General features: G+C 70.6%; 12 protein-coding genes. 7 read left to right on the forward strand and 5 right to left on the reverse strand.

Features of this window, described 5'->3' with window-relative positions:
• Window positions 1–7 precede the first annotated feature (7 nt).
• Together IPJ78_04660 and IPJ78_04665 are read right to left on the reverse strand one after the other, a co-directional pair.
• A complete protein-coding gene (locus IPJ78_04660) occupies window positions 8–2,380 on the reverse strand; it encodes a hypothetical protein (GenBank protein ID MBK7905838.1) in 2,373 nt (790 codons plus the stop codon).
• 78 nt (window positions 2,381–2,458) lie between these two features.
• Complete coding sequence (locus IPJ78_04665) at window positions 2,459–3,718, reverse strand: hypothetical protein (GenBank protein ID MBK7905839.1); 1,260 nt, start codon at window positions 3,716–3,718, stop codon at window positions 2,459–2,461.
• Window positions 3,719–3,797: 79 nt separating this feature from the next.
• Between IPJ78_04665 and IPJ78_04670 the strand changes: the two genes are divergently transcribed.
• Both IPJ78_04670 and IPJ78_04675 read left to right on the forward strand, forming a co-directional pair.
• Window positions 3,798–5,258, forward strand: coding sequence for an amino acid decarboxylase (locus tag IPJ78_04670; GenBank protein MBK7905840.1), 1,461 nt, complete (start codon window positions 3,798–3,800; stop codon window positions 5,256–5,258).
• Between the two features lie 140 nt (window positions 5,259–5,398).
• Window positions 5,399–5,938: a hypothetical protein gene (locus IPJ78_04675; GenBank protein MBK7905841.1), complete on the forward strand. Its 540-nt coding sequence runs from the start codon at window positions 5,399–5,401 to the stop codon at window positions 5,936–5,938.
• A gap of 167 nt (window positions 5,939–6,105) precedes the next feature.
• On the opposite strand, the gene IPJ78_04680 is transcribed toward IPJ78_04675, so the two are convergent.
• The 3 genes from IPJ78_04680 to IPJ78_04690 are packed head-to-tail and all read right to left on the reverse strand — an operon-like array spanning window position 6,106 to window position 12,435.
• Window positions 6,106–9,258 carry an efflux RND transporter permease subunit gene (locus IPJ78_04680; GenBank protein ID MBK7905842.1) on the reverse strand — a complete coding sequence of 1,051 codons (3,153 nt, stop codon included), beginning with the start codon at window positions 9,256–9,258 and terminating at the stop codon, window positions 6,106–6,108.
• 40 nt (window positions 9,259–9,298) lie between these two features.
• Window positions 9,299–10,411: an efflux RND transporter periplasmic adaptor subunit gene (locus IPJ78_04685; GenBank protein MBK7905843.1), complete on the reverse strand. Its 1,113-nt coding sequence runs from the start codon at window positions 10,409–10,411 to the stop codon at window positions 9,299–9,301.
• 38 nt (window positions 10,412–10,449) lie between these two features.
• Window positions 10,450–12,435, reverse strand: coding sequence for a TolC family protein (locus IPJ78_04690; GenBank protein MBK7905844.1), 1,986 nt, complete (start codon window positions 12,433–12,435; stop codon window positions 10,450–10,452).
• A gap of 250 nt (window positions 12,436–12,685) precedes the next feature.
• On the opposite strand from IPJ78_04690, the gene msrB reads away from it, so the two are divergent.
• The 5 genes from msrB (at window position 12,686) to IPJ78_04715 (ending at window position 17,239) form a co-directional block, all read left to right on the forward strand.
• Window positions 12,686–13,159, forward strand: coding sequence for a peptide-methionine (R)-S-oxide reductase MsrB (gene msrB, locus IPJ78_04695; protein ID MBK7905845.1), 474 nt, complete (start codon window positions 12,686–12,688; stop codon window positions 13,157–13,159).
• Window positions 13,156–13,695 (forward strand): peptide-methionine (S)-S-oxide reductase MsrA, encoded by a 540-nt coding sequence (gene msrA / locus IPJ78_04700; GenBank protein ID MBK7905846.1) that lies wholly within the window; start codon window positions 13,156–13,158, stop codon window positions 13,693–13,695. Before msrB ends, msrA begins: the two co-directional genes overlap by 4 nt.
• Before the next feature lie 71 nt (window positions 13,696–13,766).
• On the forward strand, window positions 13,767–14,555 hold the full coding sequence (locus IPJ78_04705; GenBank protein MBK7905847.1) for a carboxypeptidase regulatory-like domain-containing protein: 789 nt from the start codon (window positions 13,767–13,769) through the stop codon (window positions 14,553–14,555).
• Window positions 14,556–14,580: 25 nt separating this feature from the next.
• Entirely contained in the window at window positions 14,581–16,164 is a 1,584-nt protein-coding gene (locus IPJ78_04710) for a M28 family peptidase (GenBank protein MBK7905848.1), read from the forward strand.
• Between the two features lie 4 nt (window positions 16,165–16,168).
• The gene (locus IPJ78_04715) at window positions 16,169–17,239 is read left to right on the forward strand and encodes a hypothetical protein (protein MBK7905849.1); all 1,071 of its coding nucleotides are present in this window, start codon (window positions 16,169–16,171) and stop codon (window positions 17,237–17,239) included.
• Window positions 17,240–17,244: the final 5 nt, after the last annotated feature.

A 17,244-nucleotide genomic window follows, 5' to 3' on the forward strand; every position in this document is an offset into this window, starting at 1 on the left:
GACGAAGCTAGAACCGCGCCTCGAGCGAGACGTCGAACCGCGTCTGCAATCGCGGATAGAGGCCGCGCGCCAGGTCCATGCGGATCATCCCATCGAGGAAGCTCGCCCCCACCCCCACGCCGCTCATCGGTCGCCCGGTCTGGCTCCAAGCGTCGCGCGAGCCGGCCCAACCGAGGTCGCCGAAGAGCACCGGACGCACGGCGGCGTTGTTGGTGCCGAGTTCGACGCGCGTGAGCCAGAAGGCGGTGCCGTAGCCCGTCCCCGCCGTCTGGCCGCGCACGCTCTGGAGCCCGCCGAGGAAGAAGTGGCGCTGCGCCGGCGCGTCGCCGACGATGTGGCCGGCCGCCCCCGTCACCGACGCGGCGAGCGGACCGAGCCCGCGCGAGACGGTGGTCTCGAGGAAGAGGCGTCCGTACTCGGTCGCGCCGTTCGCCGCCCAGGGATCGACGGCCGCGCCCTCGAGCCGCAGGTCGGCACTCAGGCGCCAGCCCTGTGGATCGAGCCCGCGGCTGCCGCGCCAGGTGAGGCCCGCTCCGAAGAGCGACCCGCGGTCAGCGGCGACGTTGCCGAGGAAGCGGTCGTCATGGGCGCCGCCGGTGAGCGAGAAGCGCGTCGCCACCGGCGCCTCCCACTGCTCCTCGGCAAAGACGCGCCAGACGAACCCGTTCCCGTTGGTCCGCTTTCCCGCGAGCTCCCCGCCCCAGGTGCGGTGGTAGAACCCCTCGTCGCGCCCGTAGACGAACGAGTTGAACGACGCCCCGAAGGAGAGCGGCGATCCGAAGTCGCCGCTCGAGACGAGACGACGATAGGCGGTCGCGCGGAGCTCGCGACGCCCGTTGCTGCGCGAGACCGAGAGCTCGCCATTGAGCTGCTTGTCGGCGATCGAGCCGCGGCCGGTGAGCGCCACGACGTATCCCCTGCCCAGTTGCGACGTCACGACGGCCCCGGTGCCGAGCCCTTCGACGCGATTGTAGCGCGTCTCGTTCAGGCCCCAGGCGATGGTCGGCGCACGCGGCGCCCAGGCCGGCTGCAACCCGAAGTCGAGCGCCTGCATCAGCTCGGCGCGATCGGCGGCACCGAAGAGCTCCTCGCCCTCGTCGTAGATCGACGGCGGCAGCTCGGACGACGACGCGAGGCGCTTGGGGTCGCAGGGGACCTCGATCGCGAGCGGCAGGGTCCCGTTGTAGCGCTGATGGTACTCGACGAAGCTCCCGCTCGTGTCGCACTGCCGCTTGCGCTCGGCGCGTTGCGCCGAGTCGCGCGAGGCGTAGAAGTGCTTCATCGCCTCGCTCCGCGCGGTGGAATCGACACCGGCGGTCTTGAGACTGTCCTCGAACTCGCTCCCGCGCTTCCACGCCGGGGGCGGGATCGCGACGAGCGAGTCGATCGCGTTCACGCTCTCGTAGCGGTAGCGCTCCTCGATCTTGAACGGCACGCGCATGAAGCTCACGCGCGCGTACCCCTCGGCGCCCTGCGTGCGGGGGAGCCAGAAGCGCTGGTTGAGCAGGCCGTACTCGATGGTGACCGCGGTGATCTCGGCCTTCATCGGCGAGAGGAATCCCCGCACGGCCCAGGGCACGTCGTCGCGCGCCGTGGAGTCCTCCTCCTCGACCGTCTCCCAGATGTCCATCGGCGCGGAGAAGCGCATGACCGCGCGCACCAGGTGCGCGTCGTCCGTCTCGAACCAGAACGACCCGACGACGAGGTTCCACCGCGCCTCGCGCGGCGTGACGAGGATCTCGCGCAGGGTGATCCGCTTCCCGTCGGGGAGCGTCATGACCACCGAGTCACCCGAGGAGAAGTGGAAGTACGCTTCGGACCCTTCGGCGACGGGATGGATGAGCATCGAGCGTCCCTCGTCCTCTGAGTCGGTGGTGCCGATCATCTCGAAGAGCCAGAGCTCGTCCTTCCCCGGGTAGTAAGGGATCGCCATCATGTCCGACGCCTCGTCCATCATGTCCTGCTCCATCTCCGCCTCGGCTTCCTTGAAGCCGGCGACGATGGGCACCGCGGAACGGGCGCCGAGGACCTCGACGCGGGCGCCCGTGGCGCGATGCCAGCGGACGTGGGAGGCGTTCTCGGAGCGGAAGATCAGGCGGTCGCGCGCCGTCTCGCGGAGGGCCATGCCGGCGGAGACGCGCTGGTAGCTCTTCACGTCGTACGAGAGGAGCGTCGAGTCCTGCTCGAGGCGGGCGGCGCGGGCGCGCAGGAGCAGTTCGCGCGCGGCGGCGTCCTTGAAGGCGGTGCGCCGGTGCTCATCGGTGACCTCGATCCGCATGCGCGGCGGCCGGACACCGACCGAGGCGGACCCGCCTGACCGGTTCACGTCGACGTTCACCTGCACCTGCAGCGCGACGGCCAGCATTCCCAGCACGATCATCGACCACTCCAGCGAGGACGGGACAACGAGCCGGCCCCCGACGCGGGACGCCGGGGCCGTTCAGGTGTGCTGCAGGTTCTACGGTTGGGGAGGGGGTGGGGTTTCCTTCGCGTCCTTCGCGGCGGCCGCGCGTGCCTCCTCCTCGCGGGCGGTCCGGATGGCCTCGGCCCGCGTCCGCCGCGCGAACCGCTCCCCGCTCCAGCGCGCGTCCGCGTTGCGGTCCGCGTCCTCGCGCACCGCCATGGGGATCATGAGCGCCGCCACCAGCGCCGGCGCGAGCAGCAACGCCGCGCCGCCCGGGAAGCGCGGCCGTCCGGTCCCGCCCACCACGCCGACTCGGGCCGCGAGCCGCTCGGCGTTCCGCTGTACCCAGACCGTCGCGACGATGACGGCGATGCCGAGCGCGGCGAGCACGATCGGGAAGGCCGGCGAGTCCCGGAAGACCGAGGCCGCGAGCCAGAAGACGTACCCCGTGAACCAGAGCATCCCGAGCACCACATGGACGAACCGGCGCATGAGGAGCGCGTACGCGAAGGCGACCACGGCGCCCGCCGGCAGGAGGTGCTTGTAGAACTCCTCCGAGCCGACCACCTGCAATGTCGCGGTGAGTGCGGCGACGACCGACACGAAATGCAGCCAGAAGGCGATGTCGAGGTCGTCCGACTGGCGCCGCTCCGCGGTGTACGCGGCGGCGGCGGTGAAGCTCGCGCCGATGGCCCACACCCATCCCTGCGTGCCGTAGCCCATGGGGCTCGCGCCGAGCGCATCCACGAGATGGAAGAGGAGACGCAGGGAGAGCGCGGCCACCGGCAGCACGAGCGGGGCGAAGCGCGTGCGCCGCAGCGCGAGGAGCGCCGCGGCGATGGTCACGAGCTCGACGAGGAGCTCCTCGCCGCGACAGGCGAGGAGGTCGAAGTCGCTCGTGTGGCAGCCGTCGAACGGCACCCGCGCGAAGAGCCCGAGCAGCTCGTTGAGGGCGATCGTGGCGACGGGGACGGTCCCGACCGCGAGGAGCATCGCGAGCCCAGACGCCGTCGTGAAGCCCTCGCGGGCGAGGCGCTGCGAGACGACGACGAGGATGACGCCATAGAGCACCGCGGTCGCGAGCGCCCCGCCGGGACCGAGCCACTCCCACCGGTCGGCGAGGAACCAGCCCATCGCGGCGACGACGGTGATGGCGCCGAGCACGTAGCCGATCGTCGCGGCGTCGATCGCGCGCGGCGGGCGTGGCGCGCGTTCGCCATGCGCGGGGGCGATCGCCCGGATCGCCTGGGCCTGCTGCTCGGTGATGATCCCGAGCGCGACGGCCGCCTCGAGTCGTCGGTCGTTCCGTTCCATGCGCCTCCGTACGGTGGTCCCGTGCCGCGCGTGTCGCGCCCCCATTGCCCCGCGCGCCCGGGGATCATCCATTTCCCGCATGTCGACGACCGCCCCCCACGAGCCCGGCGACCTCTCGCCCGAGGAGTTCGAACGCCACGCGACCCAGCTCGCCCGCTGGATCGCCGAGTACCTGCGCTCCCCTGAACGGTATCCCGTGCTCTCGCGGCTGGCACCGGGGGAGTTCCGCAAGGGAATCCCCGCCACGGCCCCCGCGCAGGGCGAGTCGCTCGACACCATCCTCGCGGATCTCGACCGGATCGTGATGCCGGGCGTCACGCACTGGAACCATCCCGCCTTCTTCGCCTACTTCGCGAACACCGCATCGGTCCCCGGGATCCTGGGCGAGCTCGTCATCGCGGCGCTCAACCAGGTGGGCATCCTCTGGCGCACCTCGCCGGCGCTGGCCGAGCTGGAGCAGGTCACCACCGACTGGCTGCGCGATGCGATGGGACTCCCCGGCGACTGGTTCGGGATGCTGACCGATACCGCCTCGGTCTCCACGTTGCAGGCGCTCGCGGCGGCGCGGGAGCGTGACCCGGCGCTCGAGATCCGCCACAAGGGGATGGCCGGCCGCCCCGAGCTGCCGCGGCTCCGCATCTATTGCTCGGAGCATGCGCACTCGAGCGTGGACAAGGCGGCGATCACGCTCGGATTCGGCGCGGAGAACGTGGTGCGGCTCCCGAGCGACGGCGCGTACCGGATGCGCGTGGACGCACTCGAGGCGGCGATCGCCGCGGACCGTGCGGCCGGGTATCGACCGCTCGCCGTGGTCGCGACGATCGGCACGACGTCCACGACGAGCGTCGACCCGGTGGAGGCGATCGCGACCGTCTGCGCGCGCGAGGGGATGTGGCTCCATGTCGATGCGGCGTACGCCGGCGTGCTCGCGATGGTCCCCGAGTACCGGCACCACTTCGGAGGACTCGACCGCGCGGACTCGCTGGTGGTGAACGCGCACAAGTGGCTCTTCACGCCGATGGATTGCTCGGTGCTCTGGACGCGGCATCCGGCGTTGCTCAAGCGGACCTTCAGTCTTACGCCGGCGTACCTGGAGACCGCGGAGCAGGAAGTGGCGCTCTCGCAGTCCGACTACTCCTTCCAGCTGGGGCGACGCTTCCGGGCGCTCAAGCTCTGGTTCGTGATCCGCGCGTTCGGGACGGACGGGCTCCAGGAGCGGCTGCGCTTCCATTGTGGTCTGGCCCGAACGCTGGCCGGCTGGATCGAGGGGGAGGCGGGGTGGGAGGTCGTGGCCCCGGTCCCGATGTCGGTCGTCTGCTTCCGGCACCGGCCGGCGGGGACGACCGACGAGGTGGCGCTGGAGCGGCACAACGCGTCGATCCTCGAGCGGGTCAACGCGAGCGGCACCGTCTTCCTCTCCCATACGAAGCTGGGGGGGCGGTACGTGCTCCGGATGGCGATCGGCAACATCCGTACGCGGGAGGCGCACGTGGCCGAGGCGTGGCGACTGCTTCGGGAGGCTGCCGGTGTCACCGCGTGACGGGCCCGGGCGGGCATTCTGGCCGTCGTCGGCTCGCCCCTTAACGTTCAATCGAGTCCGGCATCCAACCGGGTGAACCGCGGCGGCTCCCACCCTGCCACGCGACAACCGGCGTCACACGCCACAGAGGAGTCCACACGATGCTTCGGAAGTTCATCGCCCCCGCCTTGGTCGCCACCCTCGTCCTCGCTGCCTGCGATCAGGCGAGCACGGAGCCCGCGGCCACCCAGACCGATGAGGATTACGCGCTCGTGATGTTCGGCGAGGCCGGGTCCTCGCTCGAAGGCACGATGGGCAGCCAGCCGGCGACGCGGCCGTTCGATGGCCGCACGTTCCGGCGTCCCTTCCCCGACTCGATCGCGCTGAGCCAGACGCAGATCGACTCGATCGCCGCGTTGCGCGCGGCGTTCCGTGCGGCGCATGCCGCGCAGATCGATTCGCTGAAGGCGATCTTCGAGCAGGCGCGTGCGGCGAAGGAGGCCGGCGCGACGCGTGAGGAGATCCGGGCGATCCTCGCGACGGGCCGTCCGCTCGCGATCGCGCTCCGCGTGGACGTGGTCGACCTGCACTACGCCGTCTGGCAGGTCTACACGCCGGCCCAGAAGGCCTGGATCGTCTCGCACCGTCCGCGTCGCCCCCCTACGCCGATGGCGGGGCCGAACACGCCGGCGGGACCGTGATCCTGCGGGCCTCGGGGACTGAACGGATCACCCAGAAGCCACAGCGCTGACGGCGGTTCACGAGAGGCGGATGACAGAAGGGCGGAGAGCGCCAAGCGCCCTCCGCCCTTCTCTGTGTCCGCTGTGCCCTCTGTGGTGAAGCTGGTCCGCAGGAGCAGCGCCCCGGACTACTCGCGCGTGGGCACCGCGTACTCGCCGGTCTTGGGCCGCTCCGGGAAGCTGAAGAACCCGCTGACCCAGATCCGCATCTCGTCCATGATCTCGTAGACGGTCGGGATGACGAGGAGCGTGAGGAAGGTCGAGGTGATGGTGCCGCCGATGATCGCGCGGCCGAGCGGGGCTCGGAAGTCGGCACCCTCGCCGATACCGAGGGCGACGGGGATCATGCCGGCGATGAGCGCGAGCGTCGTCATCATGATCGGCCGCAGGCGCACGCGGCCGGCCTCGATGATCGCCGTCCGGCGGTCCATCCCCTGCTCCTGCCCCCACTTGGCGAAGTCGATGAGCAGGATCGCGTTCTTCGCGACGATGCCCATGAGCAGGATCACGCCGATCATCGACATGATGTTGAGCGTGTCGTTCGTGATCAGCAGCGCGAGCACCACGCCGATGAGCGAGAGCGGCAGCGAGATGAGGATCGCGATGGGTTCGAGGAACGAGCCGAACTGCATCACGAGGATGAGGTACATGAGGAGGAGCGCGATGCCGAGCGCGGCGAGGATGTCGCCGAAGACCTGCGCCTGGTCGCGCGCCTCGCCGCCGAACGACGAGCGCACCCCGGCCGGGAGGTTCAGCTTCTGCACCTCGGCGGTGAGCGCACTGGTGACCTCGCCGAGCGAGCGGCCCTCGACGTTGGCCTGCACGACGATGACGTTGTCGCGGTCCAGGTGCGAGATCTTCGCCGGGCCGATGCCCTGCGTGACCGTCGCGAGTTGCCCGAGGGGCAGCATCGTCATCCGCCCGCCGGGCTGACCGACGGCGATGGGGAGGCGCTCGATGTCGCCGACACGCGTGCGCGCGGACGGGGCGAGGCGGACGCGGACCTTCCGGTTCTCGCCCGACGGATCGATCCAGTCGCCCGCGTCGACGCCGGCGAAGGCGGGGCGCAGCGACTGCGCGATCTGCCCCACCGAGACGCCGAGCGACCCGGCGAGCGCACGGTTGAGCGCGATCTCGAGCTCCGGCTTCTGCCCCTTGGTGGAAAGCGAGACATCCACCGCGCCGGGGATCGCGCGGAGGCGCGCCATCACGGTGTCGGCGACGGCCTGCAGCTGCCGCGCGTCGTTGCCGCGCAGCTCGAGCTGGATCTGCTTGATGGCGCCGCCGAAGCCGTTGGTGAAGACGGCGACGGTCGCCCCGCCGATCTGCTTGACCTCCTGCCGGATGGTCCCGCCGAAGACCTCCTGCGAGATGCTCCGCGTCGCCTTGGGCGTCATGCGCACGTAGACCGTCGCGACGTCCACGGCGCCGAGCGCCTCGGACGGGTCCATGCCGCCGCCGGCGCCGATGGTCGTGAAGGTGTAGCGGACCTCGGGATGCGCCCGCGCGATCCGCGCCGCCTCCTCCGCCTTGAGCCGCGTGTAGTCGAGGTTCGAACCCGGCGGGGTCTCCACCTGGATCGTGAACTCGGAGTTGTCGGTGATCGGCACGAAGCCGAAGCCGCCGTAGTTCGCCTGCAGCCAGATCGCGCCGACCATGCTGAACGTCGCGAGCAGGACGACCGCGAGGCGGTTGTCGAGCGCCCAGCCGATGACCTTGGTGTAGCGCAGCGCCATCCGGTCGAACCAGGCGTTGAACGTCACGAGCTTGCGCGAGATCCAGCTGCGATGCTCGTGCGACTCGAGTTCCGGGTCCGGCCAGTACGCCGAGAGCATCGGGTCGAGCGAGAACGAGACGAAGAGCGAGACGAGCACCGCGCAGGCGATCGTGAGCGCGAAGGGCTTGAACCACTGCCCCGAGAGCCCGTACATGAATCCGATCGGCACGAAGACCGCGACGATCGAGAAGGTCGTCGCCGCGACGGCGAGCCCGATCTCGTCGGTGCCCTCGTGCGCGGCCTTGAAGTGGTCCTTCCCCATCTCGACGTGTCGCACGATGTTCTCGCGGACCACGATGGCGTCGTCGATCAGGATACCGATCGCGAGCGAGAGGCCGAGCAGCGACATCGTGTTGAGCGTGAAGCCGAAGCCCCACACCGCGACGAAGGCGGCGAGCACCGAGATGGGGAGCGCGAGGCCGGTGATGACGGTGGAGCGCCACGAGTTGAGGAACAGGAACACCACGAGCACGGTGAGGAGCGCGCCCTCGATGAGCGTGCTCTGCACGTTCGCCACCGACGCGGTCACGCGCTCGCCGCGGTCCTGGATCACGTCGATGGTCGTGCCGGCGGGCAGCGTGGGCCGGAGCTCCTCGACGCCCTCGAGCACGCGCGTGCTCACCTCGGTCGTCGAGTAGCCCTTCGCCTTCTTGATCATGATGCCGACGGCGTCCTTGCCGTTGTAGATCGCCGCCGTACGCATCTCGGCGGTGCCGTCGCGCGCGTCGGCGACCTCGCCGAGACGGATGGCGCGACCGCCGCGCTGCGCGACGACGAGACGCAGGAAGTCCTCCGGCGTCTCGAGCTTGCCCTTGAGCCGGATGGCGCGCTCGTCGATCGCGCCGTTGAGGCGCCCGACCGGGACGGCGAGGTTCTGCGACTGCAGCGCGCCCACCACCTCGGCGACGGTGATGCCGGCGGCCTCCATGGCGGCGGGACGGATCTCGACGGTGAGCTCACGTTCCACGCCGCCCACGACCACCGCCTCGGCCACGCCGGGGATGCCGCGCAGCACGCGCGTGAGTCCCGGGTCGGCGATGCGCGTGAGCGCGGCCGCGTCGAGGGTGCTCGAGTTGAGCGAGAGCTGCACGATCGGCTGGTCGGCCGGATCGAAGCGCGTGAGGATCGGCTCCTTCATCTCGACCGGGAGGTCGGAGCGGATGGAGGAGATCTTGTCACGGATGTCCTGCGACGCCTGCTGCAGGTCCTTCTCGAAGACGAAGAAGACGGTCACGTTGGCGAAGCCGTCCTGCGCGGCGCCCGAGATGCGGTCCACGCCGGAGATGCCGCTGACGGCCTCCTCGACGCGGTCCAGCACCTCGCGCTCCACGACGTCCGGCGACGCGCCCGGGTACGGGATCGCGACGTTGATGATCGGCTGCTGCACGTCGGGGAACTCGTCGGTCTCCAGCTGGAAGAGCGCGAAGAGCCCGAACACGACCAGCGCCACCATCGAGACGATGGTGATCAGCGGGCGCTTGATGGCGAAATCGGAGATGAACATGGGTCGGATGGCTTGAGGCGGAGGGCCGCAGCGGGGATCGCTACTGCCGCGGCTTCGAATCGGTCGGCGTCGTGATCTTGAGCGGCGTCCCCGGCGAGATGCCGAGGGCCGGGCCCACGAGCAGCGTGTCACCGGCGGTCACGCCGGCCGTGATCTCCACCCGTTCCTGTGCCTCGTCCTTCGCCCCGAGGGTGACCTCGATCTTCTCGGTACGACCGTTCTTGAGGCGGAGCACCGACGGCGTGAGGCCGCGGAGGTCCACCGCCAGCTCCGGCACGGTGAGCGCCTCGCGCGAGTCGCTCGCGACCCGCCCTTCGGCGAACAGCCCGGCCACCAGTTGGTTCCCGTTGTTCGGGATCCGCACGAAGAGCCGCACCTGACGCGTCTGCGGATCGGCGCTCGGGTTGATGCTCGAGATGCGGCCCTCGAACGTGCGGCCCGGATAGCCGGTCACCGAGAAGCGGACCGGCGCGCCGACGCGCACCTGCGAGAGCTGCTCGGCCGGCACCGCCGCCTCGAGCCGCATGGTCGCGGGGTCCACCACGTTCATGAGCGGCGAGCCCGGGGCGACCACGTCGCCCGGGTTCACGAAGCGCTCGCTCACCACGCCGGCGTACGGCGCGAGGACGTTGGTCGCGTCGAGGGACTTCTGCGCCGAGGAGAGGCGCGCCTTGGCGTCGTCGAGCATCGTGCGCGCCGCGAGGTCGCCCCGCCGCGCGTTCTCGAGGTCGCGGTCGCTGATCGCGCCCGCCTTGAGGAGCGCCTCCGCCCGCGCCAGCTCGCGCTGGGCGATGTCGGCCGCGGTCTGCGCCGCCGTGAGGCCGGAGCGCGCGGAGAGGTACGCATCGTTGATCGCCCGATCGTCGATCTTGGCGAGCGACGTCCCCGCCGCGACGCGCGTGCCGGGATCGGTGAAGACCTGGATGATCGAGCCCGGCAGCTCGGCGCGGATCTGCGCCGTGCGCTCGGCGACGAGCGAGCCGGAGAGGATGGGGCCGCTCGAGAGGACCGTCCTCGCGGCGATGGTCATCGCCTCGGGACCGACCTGGACCGTCACCTCGGACGGCGTCTCGGAAGCGCCGGCGTCCTTCTTGCCGCAGGCCGCGAGCGTGAGCGTGGCGAGGACGGCGAGGCCGAGGGCGCGACGGGACATCAGGGACTTCCTCAGGTTGTTGTGTGCGATGGGCATGGTCAGCGTCCCCCGGTGGTGAGGGGGAGGTCCTTCAGGAGCGCGAGCCGGAGCCGCGCGATCTCGAGGTCGCGCGCCGCGTTCACGCGCTGGAGCCGCGCCTGCTCGAGCTGGACGCGGACCTCGGTGAGTTCGAGCTGCGTGGAGATCCCTTCCTGGAAGCGCACCTCGGCGATGCGGTACGCCTGCGCCGCCTGGGCGTCGGTGCCGACCGACGCGAGGTACGACGCCTGCGCCTGCTCGAGCGCGGTAATCGCGAGCAGCGCGTCGAGCGACGCGCCCTCGCGGGTCTGCTGCAACCGCTGCTGCGCCTCGGTGAGGTTCGCCTCGGCCACCTGCCGCTCACCGCGGAGACGGCCGCCGGTGAGGACCGGGAAGGAGACGCCGAGGGTGACGTTCCAATTGGGGAAGTAGAGGTCGATCGCCGAGGGGAGGAACGTGCCCTCGGGCGGATAGGCGAAGCGCTGGTAGGTGCTCGAGAGCTGCACCGACGGGAGTCGCGAGAGACGCGCGGCGCGCAGCGCGTGCTCCGACGCGGTCACCTGCGCTTCGGCCTGCCGCACCGTCGCGCGCGAGGAGACGCTCGTGTCGGGCGTGAGCGACCGGTCGTCGGCCAGGCGGATGGGGCCGCTCGCCGTCTCGACCGTGCTGGCGTCGTCGCGGATGGGCGTGGTGAGCGTCACCTCGCCGCCGAGCGGGAGGTCGAGGAGCTGCTTCAGGCGGAGATACGCGGTGGTGCGCGCGCCGCGGGCCTGGATCACGAGCGGCTTCTGGTTGTCGCGGGCAACTCGGGCGCGGAGCAGGTCGAACTCCGAGGCCGAGCCGACCTCGCGCCCGAGCTGCGTCTGCGTGAGGGTGCGCTCGGTGAGCACGAGCGAGCTCTCGGCGATGGCGAGGAACTTGTCGGAGGCGACGGCATCGAAGTAGGCCTGCGCGGCATCGAGCGCGGCCTGCGCGCGCGCCGACGTGAGCCCGATCTCGGCGGCCGTGCGTCCGGCGGCGGCCCCCGCGCGCGCCGCGGGGACGCGGCCGGAGGTATAGAGGTTCTGTGTGGCGGCGAGCGTGAACGTGAAGGTGTTGGGCGCGGCGAAGATCTGCGAGATCGCGCCGAAGCCGCCGGCCCCGCCGCTCGTGGTGTCGTTGGGGTCGGCGAAGCGCTCGGTGATCGCCTGGAACTGGTTCTGGATCGCGCGCTGGTAGCCAGCGGTGCCGTTCACCTGCGGGAGGCGCTGCGCGTTGGCCTGCGCCTGCTGGCCGCGGGCACGGGTGACACCGGCGCCGGCGATCGCGACGCCCTCGCTCTTGCGCTCGGCGAGGCGGAGCGCGTCGGCGAGGGAGAGCGCGGCGCCTGCCGCGGGCGCGGCCTGCTGTGCCTGTGCCGAGAGCGGCAGCAGGAGCAGGAGGAGCGACGCCAGCGTGGCGCCGAGGGAGCGGAGGAAGAGTCGCACGTAGTTGGCGGGTATCTGTTCAGCGGGGAGGAGCATCTCGACGGGCATCATCTCGCGCCCCATGGCATCGGCGAAGAGGGACCCCTGGAGCATGGCCGCCGCGGCCTTCGCGTCCGCGGCTGAGGGGATGAAGCGGTGCTGCGCGAGCCGTTCGACGTACGAGCAGAGGTCGCGGTGGGTCTGCGCCGGCTGTTCGAGCGTGGCCCCAGCGCACTCGGGGCGTTCGTGCATCTCGGCGAGCGCGGTGCGGATCATGCCGCTGTTGGCGAGCATGAAGTCGTGATGCGAGCGCGCCCAGGCGGTGAGTTCGGCCTCGGGATCGACCGGGACATCGGGGAGCGGGGTCCGCGCGTGAGCCTGCGCGTGACACTGGACCGCCTCGGCGATGAGGGCGGCCTTGGAGCCGAAGGTGCGGAAGAGCGTCACTTCGTTGACACCCGCCTCATCGGCGATGCGTCGGGTGGTCGCGCCGCGGAATCCGACGTCGGAGTAGACGCGGACGGCGGCATCGATGATCTGCTGTCGGATTGGTTCGGTCATTTCGGGTTCGTGAAATCTTTCACAACGCAAGCGACTACTTGCTTACAACGCAAGCAACCGCTTGCAGGTTTCACGAGACCGTTGCAGTCAGTTGTATGACAGTATGTTCCTATATTTTCGGGATGTATTCGGTCTTGTCAAGGATTTTCCGATATCTGGCAGTGGTTGTACAGGTATTGGAAGCGCGGAACCATCGGCCGCGCGCCATGATTCTGATGTCCGACGTGCCACCCGTACCCCTTCAGGACCCATGACCAAGCAGAAGCCGACCGATCCCGCGCTCGCCGAGAAGCTCTCGCCGATGCAGTACCAGGTGACGCAGTGCAGCGCGACCGAGCCGCCGTTCCGGAACGAGTTCTGGGATCACCATGAGCCCGGGCTCTACGTGGACGTCGTCTCCGGCGAGCCGCTCTTCTCGTCGCTCGACAAGTTCGATTCGGGGACGGGGTGGCCGTCGTTCACCAAGCCGGTACTGCAGGAGCACGTCACGGAGCACCGCGACGTCTCGCACTTCATGGTCCGGACGGAGGTCCGGTCGAAGGAGGGTGACTCGCATCTCGGGCACCTGTTCGACGACGGCCCCGGCCCGCTGGGGCTCCGCTACTGCATCAACTCGGCGTCGCTGCGGTTCATCCCCGTGGCGCGGCTCGCGGCGGAGGGGTACGAGAAGTTCGTGCCGCTCTTCGAGGAACAGGCGCGCCGCAAGGCGGGGGAGTCGGCGTGAGCGGTGCTCTGGAACTCGCGACGCTCGGCGGCGGCTGCTTCTGGTGTCTCGAGGCGGTCTACCTGGAGCTGCGCGGCGTGCGGTCGGTGAAGAGCGGCTACGCCGGCGGCCATGTGCCGAACCCGACGTACGAGCAGGTGTGCGGCAAGCGGACGGGACACGCCGAGGTCATCCAGGTGGCGTACGATCCGACGGAGATCACCTATCGCGAGCTGCTCGAGGTGTTCTTCACCATCCACGACCCGACGACCATCGACCGTCAGGGGAACGACGTGGGGCCGCAGTACCGCTCGGCGATCTTCACGCACTCGCCGGAGCAGGAGACCGAGGCGCGGGCCGCACGGGCGTCAGCGCAGGCGCACTGGGACGATCCGATCGTGACGGAGGTGGAGCCGCTGGAGACGTTCTGGCCGGCGGAGACGTACCACGACAACTACTTCGCACGGAACCCGGGGAACCCGTACTGCGCGGTGGTGGTGGCGCCGAAGGTGTCGAAGGCGCGGAAGTTGTTCCTCGACAAGCTCGCGCGGCGCTGAGGGTCGGCACCGGGGATCGGGACGTCGGCGGCGAGGGACGCGACGCTCCGCGTGGTGTAGAATTCGCCACCATGGTCCCGTCCGCCGCCCGTCCGCCCCGCCTGACGCCGTTCGTCGCCGCATTGTTGCTGCTCCTGCCGTCCGTCCTGCGGGCGCAGCCCGGCACGCTCCGCGGCCTCGTCACCGACACGACCGGGCGCCCGCTCGAGAACGTCGAGGTCCTCTCGATCAACGCGAAGCGCAGCGTCCGTACCGGGAAGGACGGCCGCTTCCTCCTCACGCGGCTCCCGTTCGGTCAGCAGTTGATCATGGCACGCACGGTGGGGTACCAGCCGGCGGATCGCGCCGTGAACATGCTCGACACGGCGCAGGCCGAGATCTCGTTCCGGCTCCGGCGCGTGGTCCAGGCACTCGACACCGTGCGCATCGTCTCGCACGACGGCTGCGTCGCCTACGACTTCGCGGGGTTCGATTGCCGGCGGCGCGCGGGGATCGGCCAGTTCCGTGGCCCGGAGGAGCTGGCCGCGCTCCGTTCCTATTACTGGGCGGACATGTTCGAGGGCCTGCCCGGCCTGCGCCGCGAGGCCGTCCGTGATTCGCTCATCGGCCAGGATTGGCATGTCGCATCCGTCACGGGCTGGCGCTGCCTCTCCGAAGGATGGAACGGTCGCCACCGCACGGCCGACCTCGAGAACATCCGCCCCGACCAGATCGTCGCGATCGAGCACTACGAGACCTACGACAAGGTCCCCGCCGCGTACAAGCGCCTCGCGTGGCCCAACGGCCAGGACAAGCCGTGCGCGCTGGTGATGTACTGGACGCGCGGCTTCCTCGAGAACGAAGCGAAGCGGCGCCGCTGACGCGCCCCCTCCCCTGCCCCGCCCCATGACCACTCCGCGTTCGACCGCCCATTCCCTCGGCCGCGCGCTCGGTGCGGCCCTGCTGCTCCTCCCCGTCGCGCTGCGCGCGCAGGCCCCCGAGCGCGTCGATGCGGCGATCAACGCGCGCATCCGCGAGGAGGGCACGAGGCGCTCGCAGGTCCTGGCGACCGCGCGGCGACTCTCCGAGGGCTTCGGTCCGCGCCTCTCCGGTGCGCCCGGCTACACCGCCGCGGCGGAATGGGCGGTGAACGAGCTCCGACGCTTCGGCGCGACGCGCGCGGCGCTCGAACCGTGGGGCACGCGCGGCCCCGCGTGGGAGATGACGCGGCACTCGGCGGAGATGACGGCGCCCTTCTACCTGCGCCTCAACGCGCTCCCCAAGGCGTGGAGCCTCCCGATCGCGGGGACGCTCCGCGGGGCGCCGCTGCTCGTGCCGTCGGTGGCGAACGCGCTCGACCGCGAGCGGTGGACGGGGAAGCTGCGCGGCCGGATCGTGATGCTCGGGCGCGTGAACGAGACGGTGGATGCGGCGGCCCGCACCGTCCCGCCACTCACGCGCTGGACCGCGGCGGAACTCGACTCGATGTCACGCATCACCGAGCCGGGCTCGCCGCGGTCGTACTGGGAGGACTTCGATGAATGGGACGAGTACCTTCGCGAGCGGCAGGCGCAACTCGAGTGGATGCATCGCGAAGGGGTGGCCGCCGTGGTGGAGGCGAGCAGCCACGAGCTCACGATCCTCGCGACCAAGTACGTGAGCGGCGCCTCCGCGCGCGACGCCAATCTGCCGGCGTTCATCGTGGCGCGCGAGCAGTATCGGCGGCTGCAGTATTTGGTGGAGCAGGGCGCGCCGGTCACGCTCGAGCTCTCGCTCGCGACCCGCGTGAACACGGCCGACACGATCGGCGTGAACGTCATCGCCGAGATCGCGGGGAGCGACCCGCGCCTGAAAGACGAGGTGGTGATGCTGGGCGGCCACTTCGACAGCTGGCACGCCGCGGGCGGCGCGACCGACAACGCGGCCGGATCGGCAGTGGCGATGGAGGCGCTGCGGATCCTCATCGCGATCGGCGCGACGCCGCGGCGCACGATCCGCCTCGGGCTCTGGGACGGCGAGGAGCAGGAGGACTATCTCGGGGCGGCGGGCTACGTGCGGGCGCACTTCGGCGACCATGCGACGATGCGGCTCAAGCCGGAGCATGCGCGCATCTCCGCCTACTTCAACGTGGACCACGGCACGGGGCGCATCCGCGGCTTCTACCTGCAGGACAACGCCGCGGCGCGCCCGATCCTCGCGGCCTACATGGCGCCGTGGGCGGACCTCGGGCTGAGCATGCTCAACATCCGGAACCGCGGGACGACCGACCATATTGCGTTCACCGGCGTGGGGATCCCGGGGTTCAACGCGATCCAGGACGAGATGGACTACGAGTCGCGGACGCATCACACCGGGCTCGATGGCGCGGGGTTCCTCGTGGAGGAGGACCTGCAAGCGTCGTCGATGATCCTGGCGTCGATGGTCTATCATGTGGCGAACCGCGACGCGCTGATGCCGCGCACGCCGCTGCCGGCGCCGCGCCGGAAGTGAGCGCATGAGACGAGGCGTCGCGGTCGCGCTGGCGCTCTGCGCCTTCGCGTCGCGCGCTGGCGCGCAGGCCGCCCCGCGGAACCTGCTGGTGCGGGTGCAAACGGCGATCGAAGGCGCGCCGCTCGGCTACAGCGTGGTGGCGTTGCCCGCACTCGGGATCGAGCGCTTCACCGGGGCGAATGGCGCGGTCGCGGTCGCGGTGCCGACCGCGGGTCCGCAGCGGCTCGTGGTGAAGCGCTTGGGCTTCACGCCGAAGGACACGGTGATCATGGTCGGCGACGCGCCGTCACAGGTGGTGACGGTCCGGCTCGCGCGCGTCTCGTTCCGGCTCGATCCGGTGCGGGTGGTCGGGTGGCCGCCCTGCCGCCGCCCGGGACTGCGCGACGCGACGCGCGAGGTGCGCGGGATCGTCGACCAGCTACGGCAGAACGCCGAGCGGTATCGACTGCTCACGCGCACGTATCCGTTCCTCTACTTCATGGAGCGCGAGTTCGGGCGTCGCGAGATGGACGGGTCGTATGTCGCCGAGTCGCGAAACGTGGTCCCGGTGAGCGCGACGCCGGAGTGGACGTACCGTCCGGGCACGCTCGTGGCGCGCGAGCCCGGAACGAGCGAGTGGATCATGCGGATCCCGTCGATCGGCGACCTGGCCGAGCAGTCCTTCGTGGACAACCACTGCTTCCATGTGGCGGGGCTCGAGGAGAAGGCGGGGGCGCAGCTGCTGCGGATCGACATCGTCGCCGCGACGCGCCTGCGTGGCGTGGATGTGAACGTGGCGGTCTGGCTCGACCCCACCGACTTCCAGCTGCGGCACGCGACGTACACGCTCACCAAGGCGCCGCCACAGGTGCGCGGCCTGCTCTACTCGTCCAGCACGGCGCGGTATCGCGAGCTGCTGCCGTTCGTGCCGGTGCTGGAGGTGCTGGTGGCGGAGAACACCGTGCAGCAGGGCCGTGCGCGCACGGAGACCCGCGTCCTGATCGAGCGGCAGACGCTCCAGTCGGTGCAGTACACCGGCGCGCGGCCCGACTCGCTCGTGCGCGACTCGCTCCCGGCCGGTGCCGCCGCCCGGTAGATTCG

This window comes from Gemmatimonadota bacterium, assembly GCA_016714015.1.
Lineage (GTDB): Bacteria > Gemmatimonadota > Gemmatimonadetes > Gemmatimonadales > Gemmatimonadaceae > Pseudogemmatithrix.